We start from the raw sequence: 13,534 nt of genomic DNA, 5'->3' as shown, positions 1-13,534 counted from the left end.
GCAACTTGTTATACGAATTTATTGATCAATGAATAAGTCAAAAAAGATTTTTTTTGTGGCAGCATTTTTGTTTTTGATGCTTCTGTTATGGATCGTTTACGATTTTGCAAAAAACACTAAATTCCGTGGCTCCACAAATATGATTAATATTATTCAGGTACTTTGAATGTCACATCTACACCTCTCCATTTGTCCAAATGAAAAAGCTCGATAAACTAATCCTAAAATCTTTTATCGGGCCGTTCATAGTCACCTTTCTAGTGGCTGTCTTCATATTGCTCCTGGTATATATGATGAAATACTTCGATGATTTCATTGGGAAGAATCTAGGTTTTGCAGTGCTGGCAGAACTGATGGGCTACTTTAGTATCAATCAAATGCCTATGGCCTTGCCGCTGGCAGTGCTTATTTCTTCCCTGATGACCTATGGCAAATTGGGCGAACACTTCGAACTGACTGCGATCAAAGGAGCAGGCATTTCCCTATTGCGTATTATACTACCCACATTTGTATTTTGTGTGATGCTCGCCATTGGAGCTTTTCTCTTGAGTGATCGAGTGGTTCCTACAGCCAACCTGAAGGCCTTTAGTTTGCTCTATGATATCAAACAGACCAAACCCTCGTTGGATCTACGCGAAGGTCAGTTCTACAACGGTATACCTAAATACAGTATCAAAATAAACAAAAAGTATCCTGACGGGATCTCGATAAAAGGGATAATCATCTATGACCATACAGTGGGCAATGGCAATAAAAGAGTGATTATTGCGGATTCGTGTCGTATGTATTCCTTTATGGGTGACCGGTATCTCAAAATGGACCTATATAACGGTAATCACTATATAGAAGAAGAAAAGAAAAAATCTGGTCGAGCAGGTAAGGGAGAAATTAGTCAATTTGTTCGCACCCGTTTTGCAAATATGGACTTAGTGTTTAGCCTGTCTTCGTTTGATCTAAATGATACCAACGAAAGCCTATTTGCGGATAACCGCTATATGAAAGGCATAAAAGCCTTGAATAGAAGTATCGACTCGATGCGTCATACACTTATAGATTCCAAGGTGAAGGTGTACTCGAGTGTGGCCAATTCTTACGCACTTCATTTTGGTGGATACATGGAGCCACCACCCTCCTTGTCGCGAGAAAAACAATTGGCAGACTCGCTAAGAGCGTTGAAAGAACTGGATCTGCCGGATTCTCTTCGTGATGAAAGTAATGAGCCGACATTTTTTAAGACACCAGAACCAAAAAATACCAGAACCCAGGTGAGAAACGACTCGATGCCCGTGCAAGCTCGTGTTCAGCTCAATATTGATGATCAAAAAGTAAAACCATCTATCAGTAAAAAGAAGGGCCGGAATCTTTTGGCTCAGCTGGAACGGAAAAAGAAAAAGAAAGCGAGATATGATACCCTCTTTATCCACAATGATTCTCTGGTAGCAAGAGTCAAGTATCAGATCGATAGTATTTATAAGCGACTAGGCATTAGAGATCAGGTGCTGAGCAAAGCGGTTGGCAATGCCAGAAACATAAAATCCACACTGAGCAGTACCATGCTTCGAATGAAAGGCCTAAAAGCCTCACTTGATTCTCATGTAGTAGAGAAGTACAAGAAGTATGCTCAAGCTTTCTCCTGTATTGCCATGTTTTTGATTGGCGCACCATTGGGAGCGATTATCAAACGTGGAGGATTGGGTTTTCCAGTTATTATTTCCATCTTCTTCTTTATTATTTTCTATGTGCTGACAAGTGTAGGAGACAAATGGGCTAAAAGCGGCGTATTGGATGGACTGTATGCTGCGTGGATGGCCAATGCGATATTATTCCCGGTCGGCATATTTTTCCTCAAGCAGGCCAGGAAGGATGCTAAGATTTTTGATGCAGATTTCTATAGTGTCTGGATAGAAAACATAAGAAACTGGTGGAAGTCAATCACGAATAAAAAATCATAAATCGCCAATCCTTTGTTTTATGATATTGAATACCTAATTTTGCCGTTCGTTAAAAAAATAATTATTTAAACTTTTTACTAAGCATGTATTTAGCAACAGACAAGAAAGAAGAATTGTTCGAGAATCATGGTCGGTTGAAGTCTAAGAAGGATACAGGTTCTGCGGAATCTCAAATCGCTCTCTTTACTTACCGAATCAATCACTTGACAGATCATTTGAAATCTCACAAGAAAGACCATTCTACAAGATTGGGCCTATTGAAATTAGTAGGTAAAAGAAGAAGCCTTCTCGATTATCTCTACAAATCTGATATCGAAAGATATAGAGCGATAATCGCTGAATTAGGATTAAGAAAATAAAAATATGCGCAAGAGGAAGTCAATCACAGGCTTCCTTTTTTGTTCTTTCTCACTCGTTAATTTCAAATTTTGACACTTACTCACACTCAATTTTTAGTCAAAATTTAAAAAATTACTTATGTCATTAAACGTAGTAACTAAGACCGTTAAATTAAAGGACGGAAGAGAGATTACTATAGAAACCGGGAAATTGGCCAAGCAGGCTGATGGTTCTGTAGTAGTAACCATGGGTAAAACCATGCTATTGGCCACAGTGGTGTCCAACAAAGAAGCCAGAGAAGGAGTAGATTTCCTTCCGATGTCAGTTGATTATCAAGAGAAATTTGCTTCAGCAGGTAAGATTCCTGGTGGATTCTTGAAAAGAGAAGGTAGACTATCTGACAACGAAGTATTGGTTTGTAGATTGGTAGACAGAGCTTTGAGACCCTTGTTTCCTAGTGACTATCATGCTGAGACGCAAGTCGCTATTTCTTTGATTTCTTTAGGTGAAGACGATTTACCAGATGCATTAGCTGCATTGGCCGCTTCTTCTGCGATAGCCGTATCAGACATTCCTTTTGGAGGACCGATATCAGAAGTAAGAGTAACTCAAAAGGATGGTGAGTTTATCATCAACCCTACAAAGACTCAGTTGGAAGGAGCCGCTCTAGATATGATAATCGCCGGTACCAAGGATGATATCATGATGGTAGAAGGTGAATTGCTGGAGGTTTCGGAAGAGACTATGATCGAAGCTATCAAAGCAGGTCATGAAGCTATCATCGATCAGTGTAATGCTCAGATCGAACTGACTGAAGCAGTTGGCAAAACTGAGAAAAGAGAATATGATCATGAAGAGGCTCCCGATGAAGAATTGAGAGCTGATATCAAAGCTAAAACTTTCGATCAAGTCTATGCCGTGGCCAAAGAAGGTCTGGCAGACAAGGCGCTAAGAAAAGAAAAATTCAGTGCTATTATTGAGGAGTACAAAGCAGCACTCCCAGAATTGCCGGAAGGCGAATCTTACAATGAAGGACTGATTGGAAAGTACTACCATGATGTAGAAAAAGAAGCAATCAGACAGTGTGTATTGGATACTCGATTGAGACTCGATGGACGTAAGCTGGATGAGATTAGACCGATTTGGTCCGAAGTAGATTACCTGCCTTCTGCGCACGGATCTGCAGTATTCACAAGAGGAGAGACTCAGTCACTTACCAGTGTAACTTTAGGCACCAAGCTTGATGAGCAAATGGTAGACGGAGCCGTTCACTCAGGATACAACAAATTCTTCTTGCACTACAACTTCCCTGCATTTTCTACAGGAGAAGCAAGACCTAATAGAGGACCAGGACGAAGAGAGGTAGGACATGGTAACCTAGCTATGAGAGCTATCAAGCCAATGCTTCCAGCGGACGACGAAAACCCATATACAATCAGAGTAGTATCTGATATTTTGGAATCAAACGGATCATCTTCAATGGCTACAGTATGTGCAGGATCTCTTGCGCTAATGGATGCGGGTGTGCCGATCAAATCACCAGTGTCAGGTATTGCCATGGGTATGATTTCTGATTCGGAAACTGGCAAATATGCCATTCTTTCTGATATCCTGGGTGATGAAGATCACTTGGGTGATATGGACTTCAAAGTAACTGGAAACGACAATGGTATCACTGCATGTCAGATGGATATCAAAGTAGATGGACTGTCTTACGAAGTGCTTACCGAAGCATTGATGCAAGCCAAAGCAGGTAGAGCTCATATCCTTGGTGAAATGAGAAAGACCATGACAGAATCTAGAGCTGACATGAAACCTCATGCGCCTAGATCTAAGACCATCAGAATTGAAAAAGAAATGATTGGTCCATTAATTGGCCCAGGAGGTAAAATCATTCAAGAAATCCAAAAGGAATCTGGCGCTACAGTGATTGTAAGCGAAGATGACAAAAACGGAATCGTGAATGTATTCTCCGTAGACGGTGCTGCCATGGATGATGCCATGAGAAGAATCAACAATATCGTGGCGATGCCTGATATCGGAGAGACTTACGAAGGCAAAGTGAAGTCTATCATGCCGTTTGGTGCGTTTATTGAATTTATGCCAGGTAAAGATGGTTTGCTACATATCTCAGAGATCAAATGGGAAAGAGTAGAGACCATGGATGGTGTATTGGAAGTAGGCGAGGAGATAAAAGTGAAGCTTATTGATATCGATAAGAAGACTGGAAAATTCAGACTATCGAGAAAAGTGCTTCTGCCAAAACCAGAGAAAAAAGAAGGCTGAGTTAAGCCGGATTGAAAATAATGAAACCACGCTTCCGAGCGTGGTTTTTTGTTTAAAATAAGCTGAACTGAAGGTTTGCTCATAGCCAGTACAGAAGTGCAACTGCCTATCGGGTCATAGATAAATGTTATCCGTTCAGCGTAAACTTTTTTTGCTATCAAATGTTTTATAGTCGATTAGCTTCATGCTAAATTGCAAAATCATTTTTAAATAGAAGTATTGAAATAATGACTCAAGAAAACGTAAAAGTACTGATAGTGGGTTCGGGACCAGCAGGATATACCGCAGCTATATATGCAGCCAGAGCTGGATTGAAACCTGTATTGTATACAGGAGGTGAGCCTGGAGGACAGCTCACTACCACCAATGACGTAGAAAACTTCCCAGGATATCCTGATGGAGTAAATGGCCCGCAGATGATGACTGACCTGCAAAAGCAAGCAGAAAGATTCGATACGGACGTTCGATTCGGTATGGTCACCTCTGTTGATTTTTCCGGCTACCCTCATAAGGTCATCGTTGACGAAAAACATGAGATTACAGCTGAAGCTGTTATAATCTCCACTGGAGCCAGCGCCAAGTACCTTGGTCTAGATTCAGAAAAAAGACTTTTAAATTTAGGCGTTTCTGCCTGCGCAGTTTGCGACGGATTTTTCTACAGAGGCAAAGAAGTAGCCGTAGTAGGAGGTGGGGATACTGCTGCCGAGGAAGCTACCTATTTGGCTAATATTTGCCCTAAGGTTTACCTACTGGTAAGAAGAGATGAAATGAGAGCGTCCAAGATCATGCAGCAGCGTGTGCTAAATACGCCTAACATCGAAGTGCTATGGAATACTTCTACGGACGAAGTGTTGGGCAAGGATGAAGTGGAAGGCATGCGAGTAGTAGATACCGTGACGGGCGAGAAAAGAGATATTCCAATCAAAGGATTCTTCGTGGCCATTGGGCATAAGCCAAACACTGATATTTTCAAAGATTACCTGGAGATGGATGACGCTGGATACCTGATCGTAGAACCCGGTACATCCAAAACTAAAGTTGAAGGAGTGTTTGTAACCGGCGATGCCGCAGATCGCGTGTATCGACAAGCAGTAACAGCTGCAGGTACCGGGTGTATGGGTGCGCTGGATGCAGAGAGATTTTTAGCCGCTAAAGAGTTTGAGAGCGTAGAACAATAGATTTAATGCCGAGAATAATTCTTATGATATGCGTCGTGTCCATGGGCATGGCAACCGAATCCTTCAGCCAGAAAAAAAAGCTGAAGGATTTTTTTAAATTTAAAAATAAAGAGATTGTAGCCTTCAATCCTGAAGATACCATTGTCCAAATAGAGGATGATTTTTTTGCTATAGAAGACGCCTACTGGGACAGTCTGGCTATGCAAGAGGAGGTGTCACTTGAGCGAGAGCTGAGCTTGATGCATGAGGATACAGCAGAAGTAGTGCTCGCTTATGATGTGCCGGTGCAGGTGACAGAGCAACTAATGATCGATTCGGTCTGGGTCACCCTCCGCGAGTATTACAGCGTATGGAGTACAACCAAGGTCAACCCTTATAAAATTGACGGCGAAAAATTTGCTGATACCCTGGCCCTGGCGCTGACTTTCGACAACCCGTCACTGGACTGGTCCATGCCCATTCCCAAAACAGTAGTAACCTCCCCCTTTGGCCTACGCCGCTGGCGCTGGCACTATGGTGATGACCTTAGACTCACCATAGGAGACTCCGTGCGCTCCGCCTTCGACGGCATCGTAAGATTGGCCCAATATGACCGCTATGGATATGGTCATTATATTCTCGTAAGACACTACAATGGATTAGAGACTCTTTATGGCCACCTGAGCAAGAGACTGCTAAAACCTGGTGATGTAGTCAAGGCTGGTGACGTGATTGGCCTCGGAGGCAATACAGGGAGAAGCAGTGGCCCTCATTTACACTTTGAGATGAGATACCAGGGCAACGCCTTTAACCCAAGAGAAGTTTTCGACTTTAAAAACCATACCATCCGAACTACAACGATGATCGTGACACCCGAAACCTTTTCCTATCTGACCGAAGCGCGAAAAATCAGATACCATCGTGTACGCCGTGGAGATACACTTGGTCATATTAGTTACAGATATGGTGTATCTATTAGCAAAATTTGCCGTTTGAATGGAATCAAAAGAAGTTCTATCTTGAGGGTCGGTCAGCGCTTGCGAATCACCTAGTGCCAGGCGCCGATCGCGGCCAGACCATGAAGAAATCAGGCTTTGTATTTCACTCTAAAGCCGATTGAAACACAAAATTGAATATTTATGAAATTAGACGTTCTTGTTTTCGCTGCACATCCTGATGATGCCGAATTGTCGTGTGGAGGCACCATTCTATCACTGATTGCCAAAGGAAAAAAGGTGGGTATCGTAGATTTCACCAGAGGGGAAATGGGCACCAGAGGCACGCCTGAGATTCGTGATTCGGAGGCTGCAGAGGCGGGTAAGATTTTAGGACTTCACGTCCGTGAAAACCTCAGATTTAAAGACGTGTATTTCAAGAATGATGACGAACATGTCCTCGAGGTGGTCAAAAAAATCCGTCAGTATCAACCTGATATCATTATGGCCAATGCCCTTTCTGATCGACATCCTGATCATCCAAAAGGTGCACAGTTGGTTAAAAGAGCAACCTTTCTGGCTGGCTTAAAGAATGTGAAGACATTGCTAGGGGATAAGCAGCAGGAAAACTGGTATATCAAAAATCTATATCATTATATTCAGACCGATTTTCACAAGCCCGACTTTGTTGTTGACGTATCCGAATTCTGGGATACCAGAATGGAAGCCGTCAGGGCATTCAAGTCTCAGTTTTTTGACCCCAACGGAGACTCCACTAATACGCTCATCTCTACACCGGAATTTATGGAGTTGATCGAAGCCAGAGGCCGAGAGTTTGGCATGTCGGTTCGAGTGAAATATGGTGAAGGGTTTATTGCAGACAGAATGCCCGGAGTATCTGATTTGACCTCACTACTTTGAATCTCAACAGCGTTGAATGGCTTCGGGCTAAATGACAAGATAAATACGATTAAAGCAATTCCACCGATTAGTTTTCTTTTCATATCCAACGGTTGGTTGACCATGACCGGAGGATGATAAATACCGAAAACTCTGCCCAACAGAAAACCGAACAGCAGCCATCCAGGATACCCTTCGACAGTCGGGAAAAAGAAATTCACCATCATCTGAACCGAGAATATGCTCAACGCATAAGTGAATCGATCTCGCCTGCTTGGGGTGAATTTAGTGAAACACAGATAGAGAAAGATAAAATAAATCACCTTGAACTGCGGAAACTCTGTGATGGTATATGGATTGGGTATGCCTAGACCAGAGTAAAATAGAAAGCCTATAAAGACAATTCTCGAGACCCATTTATGTCGTTTTTGTCCAATCAAACCAAAAACGATATGACCACCATCTAGCTGTCCAATCGGTAGTAGATTAAGCGAGGTAAAAAACAGGGCCAGAAAACCTGCAAATAACCATGGGTAATGTGCCATTTCATATTGATTTGGAACCCGATCAGGATCAGATACCAGCAGGTGCTCCAGCAGGCTAAACAATAAGTTGTCGCCAAGGTAAGTGCTAGTGTAAGTAGGCCACGGCTCAAATTCACGATAGCTCCAGCCTTCTCCTGAGGCATTATCCTGCAGGTAGGCCACAGAGTCTTGCGCACGATCCGTTAGATAAAACTCGCGATGCCGGCTGACATTGTAGTCATACGTATAGACATGATCAGCGTAGTCGAGTCCATAGACCTCATAATCCGGATGAATCTCATATATAGACTCCCGCTCCGGCAAATGGGTAAAGGCATAGACCAGCAGCACTATGGCGACCGCAAATCCGGCCAATGGGCCTGCTACACCGATGTCGAAGTGTTTTTTTCTACTGTCCACCAGATCGATGATTCGGATAAACGCGCCCATAGATCCGATAGAAGGGAAGAGAGGAAGAAACCCCAACCACAAGGGCAAATAAAAGGGGAGTGTCACCTTCACCTTGTGGTATTGGGCCATGAAATAATGGCCAAATTCGTGTACCGTCAGTATAAAGAGAAACGGGATGGAGTATTGGAGGCCGTTGAGGAGTTCGGAGCCCGTGATCGTCTGGTCGCCATAAAAAAGAGAGCGTCCGGTCATCCATTCCGCACCAGCGATCGTAGTCACAATGAGTGTCAACAGGAATAATCCGATCTGTATGACTTTGATTTTCTCTTCTTTGTCCTTAAACATGCGCTCTCAGATTAAATATTTGATTTGGCTCAGCAATGTGCAACGTCTGGATTCCAACTTGCGCTGCAGCTTCAAGATTGGCTTTCGTATCATCCAAAAATAGACATTGTTCGGCAGGAGTACCTGTGCTTTCTAATACGGCATGATAGATTTCGAGATCAGGTTTTCTCATCTTTATTTCATGAGAGAAATAGACCTCATCGGCAAACGCTTCCAGGGAGCTTTCGCCTGAAGTCTGCCTGATTGTTTGATTGAATGCTGCTACATGGATTGCATTGGTATTGCTGAGTACAGCCACCTTGTAGTCTTCACGGAGCTGGTTCATAAAGTCGAGGCGCGCTCTTGGGACATCACCCAGCATGGCACACCATGCGGAGTCGATTTGCTCATCAGTCAGATCGGTGCCAAACAGCTCATTGATGCCAGCCCTGAGGGCCTGATCCGAGATCAAACCCTTCTCATAGTCCTGAAACAGCCCAGGCTCAAAATATCGCTTGAGGATATCTTCTGCGGTCCATCCGGTGAGCTGACTAAATGCCTTAGGAGTCTGCATAAAGTCCAGATCGATAATTACTCCGCCGAGATCAAAAATTATTGTTTTGATATTCACCTGTTTGTTTGTGTAATTTTGGGCAAATATGTAACATTGCACTCCCAAATTCAAGGTGGTCTGAAAGTCTATTTTGAGTACCGGGAAATTGGGCCTATAACTCAGTTGGTTAGAGTATCTGACTCATAATCAGAAAGTCCCTGGTTCGAGCCCAGGTGGGCCCACAAGCTAAACCTCCAGTACGTAAGTGTTGGGGGTTTTTTTGTGTCCAAAACTAAAATATCATATCTGACTTATAATCAGAAAGTCCCTGGCGGTCCGTCGCAGGATCAAGGCTGGTTGGGAATCAATCTAGACCTTTTATGCTGCATGTATGAAGGGTTGTGATATGTAAAATACTTCAATAGATCTTCAATTCACCCTCCAGTGTTGGGTTCAAACAATGGATTATCCTTGCATGCTGATGAACTGCAATTCCTGTAGTGTTGGTGTAATTTAAAATCTCCAATTTTTCCGGTACTTATAGAAAGCAGAGAAGCCAAAACTATCTAAGAACGGTCATGGGTTATCAGACCATGTTAGCAACTTTATTTGATTTCAATATAGAATTCACCCGAGCCATTTAGTGTTGTTGTTTTATTAGTGAAGTCTCCACTGAATTCTCCTTTAATAAAGGTTTGGGTTGATTCTGTTATATTAATAATTCCTTCTGTATGAACTGCTGAGAAAACCGAAGAAGTTGTAGCGATATCAACACCAATATCATCTCCGCCAGTTTTTGGATCGTTAAATGTATATTCACCAACTTGGATGGAAGGAAAATACATAGTTAAACTTGCGCTGTTGTCACCCGTTCCAGTAATAGTATATGAACCTGAGGTGAATTCATCCCAATTAATTTCGGAAACATCATATGTAGTTCCATCAATATTATAATATGCAGTATTCAATTTTAAGTCGGAATCACCTTGGTCATTTGCCCCAGTGTTTTCGTCGTCTTCACAAGAAAAGATAAATAACGAAATAATTGAAATTAAAATAGTCTTTTTCATAGTATCAATTTTTGTTGCTAACAATTAGGTAAGTGTACACATATTTTCCTAATATTGAAAATATGTGTAATTATACCTTGTTATTTTATGAGTTTACTACAGCCGTAATCTCGATATATTACCGTGTTGTTGGAAAACGTAATACGTAGCTATCAGATAATCATTTCTAGACTTATTTTAGACCATTAAAATATAAAAACTGATAATTAAATGGTTATGATGAAAATAATCTGACTCATAGTTAGAAAGCCCCTGGTTCGAGCCCAGGTGGGCCCACCAAATTACTCATTATTACAAATGAGGGTTTTTTTGTTTTTTAGTGCACCGAAATGGTATACTCTATTTATCTGATAAGTTTTCTTATTCTCAGTGTGCATAATAGTTATTCAAATCCGCTCGGGAACTCAAATATTTAACCCTAATTAGTTGTTTGTTAGTTGAATAGATGTTTTATAGATTCAAGCTTATCTCACAATTCTGGTTAACCTTTTCTGATAGAAGTCTAACAATTAGGAAGAGACATCTAATTTAGAATTACTCTTTTTACTTTAAAATATACAAGCCTTGCCAGCACTTGATCAATAACAGCTTTATGCATTGATAGGTTAAGACTTTTTGTGTTTTCGAAAAAAAATGATGTCAATTAGAGACCTCACGTCCTATATATGTAAAAACAAGTATAGGTATGAAAATAGAAGCAAAATATGTACTACTAGGATTGATTATTTTAATTGCACCGTTCGGTTCATTTTCCCAAACCATGTTTTACGAAGATGCGGTTTCAACGGGAAACATTTGGCATAGCGCAGGCTCAGAACCAACGAATCCAACGCTGGATGCTACAAATTATACTTCGAAAAGTATTCTAAATAATGGAAGTGCCTCGTGGGAGGAGACTCAGATTTTTCCGAGTACATATACCATACAGTCAGGAGATAAATTTTATATTTCATTTTATAATCCAAATGGAGCATCCAATTGGCAACTGAAAATGGATTTGAGCACTACCGGAGCTGGTACATGGATCGGCGAGCCGTCTCATGTAGCTCATGCATCTTCAGGTTGGAACGAAGTTGCAGTCGATTTATCGGCCTATGCTGGCGAAGATTTGACTAAAATTGCCATCTACCCATCTGCTGGGGAGTCAAAGGCTGTTTATTATGATGAAACTTACGTCAATGATCAGTCATTGTTGAATTTTACATATTTGTACAGAGACCTAGTTTCAACAGGGACCATTTGGCATAGCGCGGGCTCAGAGCCTGCCAACCCAACACTTGATGCTATTAATCATACTTCGAAAAGTATGCTAAATAATGGAAGTGCCGCATGGGAGGAGACTCAAATTTTTCCAAATACCTATACTATTCAGTCTGGTGATAAATTTTATATTTCTTTTTATAATCCAAATGAAGCAGACAATTGGCAGCTGAAAATGGATTTAAGTACTTCCGGAGCTGCGACATGGATTGGAGAGTCATCACATGCTGTTAGAGCCTCTTCAGGTTGGAATGAAGTTGAAGTTGATTTAGCGACATATGTTGGTGAGGATTTAACTAAGGTAACCATTTACCCTTCTGCTGCAGAGTCGAAGTCCGTTTATTATGACGAAATCTACATCAATGATCAGTCATTGCTTGAGTTTACAGTGAATGCTCCCTACCAGAGGGTTGAATTTCAAACTATTATTGAAAAAACCTTTGGTGATGCAGCTTTTACATTGAGTGCTACTGCATCTTCTGGACTAGGTCTGAGCTATTCTGTCGTGAGTGGTCCTATTATGATCACTGGCTCAGAGGTGACTATTACAGGTGCTGGTGAAGCTACTATAGCTGCTGACCAGGCTGGAAATGGTGAGTATAATGCCGCAAGCCAGGAAACACAAACCTTTACAATACTAAAGGCCGATCAGACCATAACTATTGAGGCGATCACAGACAGACTAACAAGTGAGACTTCCCCGATCATCATAAATGCAACTACTGATAGTGGGTTGGAATTAACTTATTCAATAAGTGGACCTGCTACAATAGATGGAAACACGCTTACGCTTGATGGAACGAGCGGTACCGTATCTGTAATGGTAAACCAAGCAGGTGATGCCAACTATAACGCAGCTACTGAGTCATCCACTTCATTCAATGTTAGTGATCCTGCTAAAACAAACCAAGAAATAACTTTTGAAGCTATTACTGAAAAGGCCTTTGGTGAGGCGGCTTTTACATTGAATGCTACAGCATCTTCAGGCCTGGATGTGAGTTATTCGGTTGTGAGCGGCCCTATTATGATCACTGGCTCAGCGGTTACGATTACCGGTGCTGGTGAAGCTACTATAGCTGCTGACCAGGCTGGAAATGGTGGGTATAATGCCGCAAGCCAGGAAACACAAACCTTTGCAATACAAAAGGCCGATCAGACCATAACTATTGAGACGATCACAGACAGACTAACAAGTGAGACTTCCCCGATCATCATAAATGCATCTACAGATAGTGGGTTGGAATTAACTTATTCTATAAGTGGACCTGCCGCAATTGACGGAAACATGATTACGCTTGATGGAACAAGTGGTGTAGTGTCGGTTATGGTAAATCAAGCTGGTGATGCTAACTACAACGCAGCTGCAGAGTCATCCACTTCATTCAATGTTAGCGATCCGGTTATAACGAGCATTGAAAATTCCGTAATTGAAGAATTCAAGATATTTCCTAACCCAACATCAGATTGGATGACTATAAGGGTGCCGACATCAATTGAAGATAAGACATTAATCGAGGTATATAGCTTAGAAGGAGCAAAAATGCTGTCTGAGGAAATGAAAGGAAATATGAAGCGTATTAAACTCAATAATTTTAGAGAGGGTATTTATTTATTGATTTTCTCTAGACATAATTTTACTACAACAACAAAGTTTCTTGTCGAAAGATAGGATTAGTATGGTTTTTATTTTTGAAGGCCTTTGAATATTACATCGTTTCTTATTGAAACGGTGTAATTGTGTGCCTTATTGGAAAATAAAGGTGTGCGATATTGAGAATCACCCATCAAACTATATATCAGCTCTTAGAATCAACAAGCTGCAA

9 protein-coding genes, 1 tRNA gene and 1 pseudogene are annotated in these 13,534 nt (G+C 41.5%); 8 read left to right on the top strand and 3 right to left on the bottom strand.

The genetic code is table 11. From position 1 onward, the window contains the following. Positions 1 to 197: 197 nt before the first annotated feature. The 6 genes from ABJF11_RS13615 (at position 198) to bshB1 (ending at position 7,590) form a co-directional block, all read left to right on the top strand. Positions 198 to 1,952, top strand: coding sequence for an LptF/LptG family permease (locus ABJF11_RS13615; RefSeq protein ID WP_348120424.1), 1,755 nt, complete (start codon positions 198 to 200; stop codon positions 1,950 to 1,952). Between the two features lie 83 nt (positions 1,953 to 2,035). Continuing rightward, positions 2,036 to 2,311 (top strand): 30S ribosomal protein S15, encoded by a 276-nt coding sequence (gene rpsO / locus ABJF11_RS13610; protein ID WP_348120423.1) that lies wholly within the window; start codon positions 2,036 to 2,038, stop codon positions 2,309 to 2,311. A 118-nt stretch (positions 2,312 to 2,429) separates the two neighbouring features. Beyond that, the gene (gene pnp / locus ABJF11_RS13605; protein ID WP_348120422.1) at positions 2,430 to 4,577 is read left to right on the top strand and encodes a polyribonucleotide nucleotidyltransferase; all 2,148 of its coding nucleotides are present in this window, start codon (positions 2,430 to 2,432) and stop codon (positions 4,575 to 4,577) included. A 227-nt stretch (positions 4,578 to 4,804) separates the two neighbouring features. Beyond that, complete coding sequence (gene trxB / locus ABJF11_RS13600) at positions 4,805 to 5,755, top strand: thioredoxin-disulfide reductase (protein ID WP_348120421.1); 951 nt, start codon at positions 4,805 to 4,807, stop codon at positions 5,753 to 5,755. 5 nt (positions 5,756 to 5,760) lie between these two features. Further along, on the top strand, positions 5,761 to 6,786 hold the full coding sequence (locus ABJF11_RS13595) for a M23 family metallopeptidase (protein WP_348120420.1): 1,026 nt from the start codon (positions 5,761 to 5,763) through the stop codon (positions 6,784 to 6,786). A gap of 87 nt (positions 6,787 to 6,873) precedes the next feature. Next, a complete protein-coding gene (gene bshB1, locus ABJF11_RS13590; RefSeq protein ID WP_348120419.1) occupies positions 6,874 to 7,590 on the top strand; it encodes a bacillithiol biosynthesis deacetylase BshB1 in 717 nt (238 codons plus the stop codon). Positions 7,591 to 7,985: 395 nt separating this feature from the next. Here the strand turns inward: bshB1 and ABJF11_RS13585 are convergent. Together ABJF11_RS13585 and ABJF11_RS13580 are read right to left on the bottom strand one after the other, a co-directional pair. Further along, a pseudogene (locus ABJF11_RS13585) lies at positions 7,986 to 8,756 on the bottom strand (site-2 protease family protein); the annotation flags it as partial. A gap of 85 nt (positions 8,757 to 8,841) precedes the next feature. Continuing rightward, positions 8,842 to 9,459, bottom strand: a complete 618-nt coding sequence (locus ABJF11_RS13580; RefSeq protein ID WP_348120418.1) for an HAD family phosphatase — start codon at positions 9,457 to 9,459, stop codon at positions 8,842 to 8,844. A gap of 90 nt (positions 9,460 to 9,549) precedes the next feature. On the opposite strand from ABJF11_RS13580, the gene ABJF11_RS13575 reads away from it, so the two are divergent. Further along, positions 9,550 to 9,623, top strand: a tRNA-Ile gene (locus tag ABJF11_RS13575). 363 nt (positions 9,624 to 9,986) lie between these two features. On the opposite strand, the gene ABJF11_RS13570 is transcribed toward ABJF11_RS13575, so the two are convergent. Next, on the bottom strand, positions 9,987 to 10,451 hold the full coding sequence (locus ABJF11_RS13570; protein ID WP_348120417.1) for a hypothetical protein: 465 nt from the start codon (positions 10,449 to 10,451) through the stop codon (positions 9,987 to 9,989). Positions 10,452 to 11,136: 685 nt separating this feature from the next. On the opposite strand from ABJF11_RS13570, the gene ABJF11_RS13565 reads away from it, so the two are divergent. After that, the gene (locus tag ABJF11_RS13565; RefSeq protein ID WP_348120416.1) at positions 11,137 to 13,380 is read left to right on the top strand and encodes a T9SS type A sorting domain-containing protein; all 2,244 of its coding nucleotides are present in this window, start codon (positions 11,137 to 11,139) and stop codon (positions 13,378 to 13,380) included. The last annotated feature ends 154 nt before the right edge of the window (positions 13,381 to 13,534 follow it).

This window comes from Reichenbachiella sp. (assembly GCF_039941815.1).
In the GTDB taxonomy this organism is placed as follows: Bacteria; Bacteroidota; Bacteroidia; order Cytophagales; family Cyclobacteriaceae; genus Reichenbachiella.
Note: the sequence above shows the minus strand (reverse complement) of the source record. Positions and strands in the feature narration are given on the sequence as shown.

What these genes read in the sequence shown, in the direction of transcription:
- bshB1 (WP_348120419.1), top strand. Translation starts at nt 6,874, where the DNA reads ATGAAATTAGACGTTCTTGTTTTCGCTGCACATCCTGATGATGCCGAA.
- pnp (WP_348120422.1), top strand. Translation starts at nt 2,430, where the DNA reads ATGTCATTAAACGTAGTAACTAAGACCGTTAAATTAAAGGACGGAAGA.
- rpsO (WP_348120423.1), top strand. Translation starts at nt 2,036, where the DNA reads ATGTATTTAGCAACAGACAAGAAAGAAGAATTGTTCGAGAATCATGGT.
- ABJF11_RS13565 (WP_348120416.1), top strand. Translation starts at nt 11,137, where the DNA reads ATGAAAATAGAAGCAAAATATGTACTACTAGGATTGATTATTTTAATT.
- ABJF11_RS13595 (WP_348120420.1), top strand. Translation starts at nt 5,761, where the DNA reads ATGCCGAGAATAATTCTTATGATATGCGTCGTGTCCATGGGCATGGCA.
- ABJF11_RS13570 (WP_348120417.1), bottom strand. Translation starts at nt 10,451, where the DNA reads ATGAAAAAGACTATTTTAATTTCAATTATTTCGTTATTTATCTTTTCT.
- ABJF11_RS13615 (WP_348120424.1), top strand. Translation starts at nt 198, where the DNA reads ATGAAAAAGCTCGATAAACTAATCCTAAAATCTTTTATCGGGCCGTTC.
- trxB (WP_348120421.1), top strand. Translation starts at nt 4,805, where the DNA reads ATGACTCAAGAAAACGTAAAAGTACTGATAGTGGGTTCGGGACCAGCA.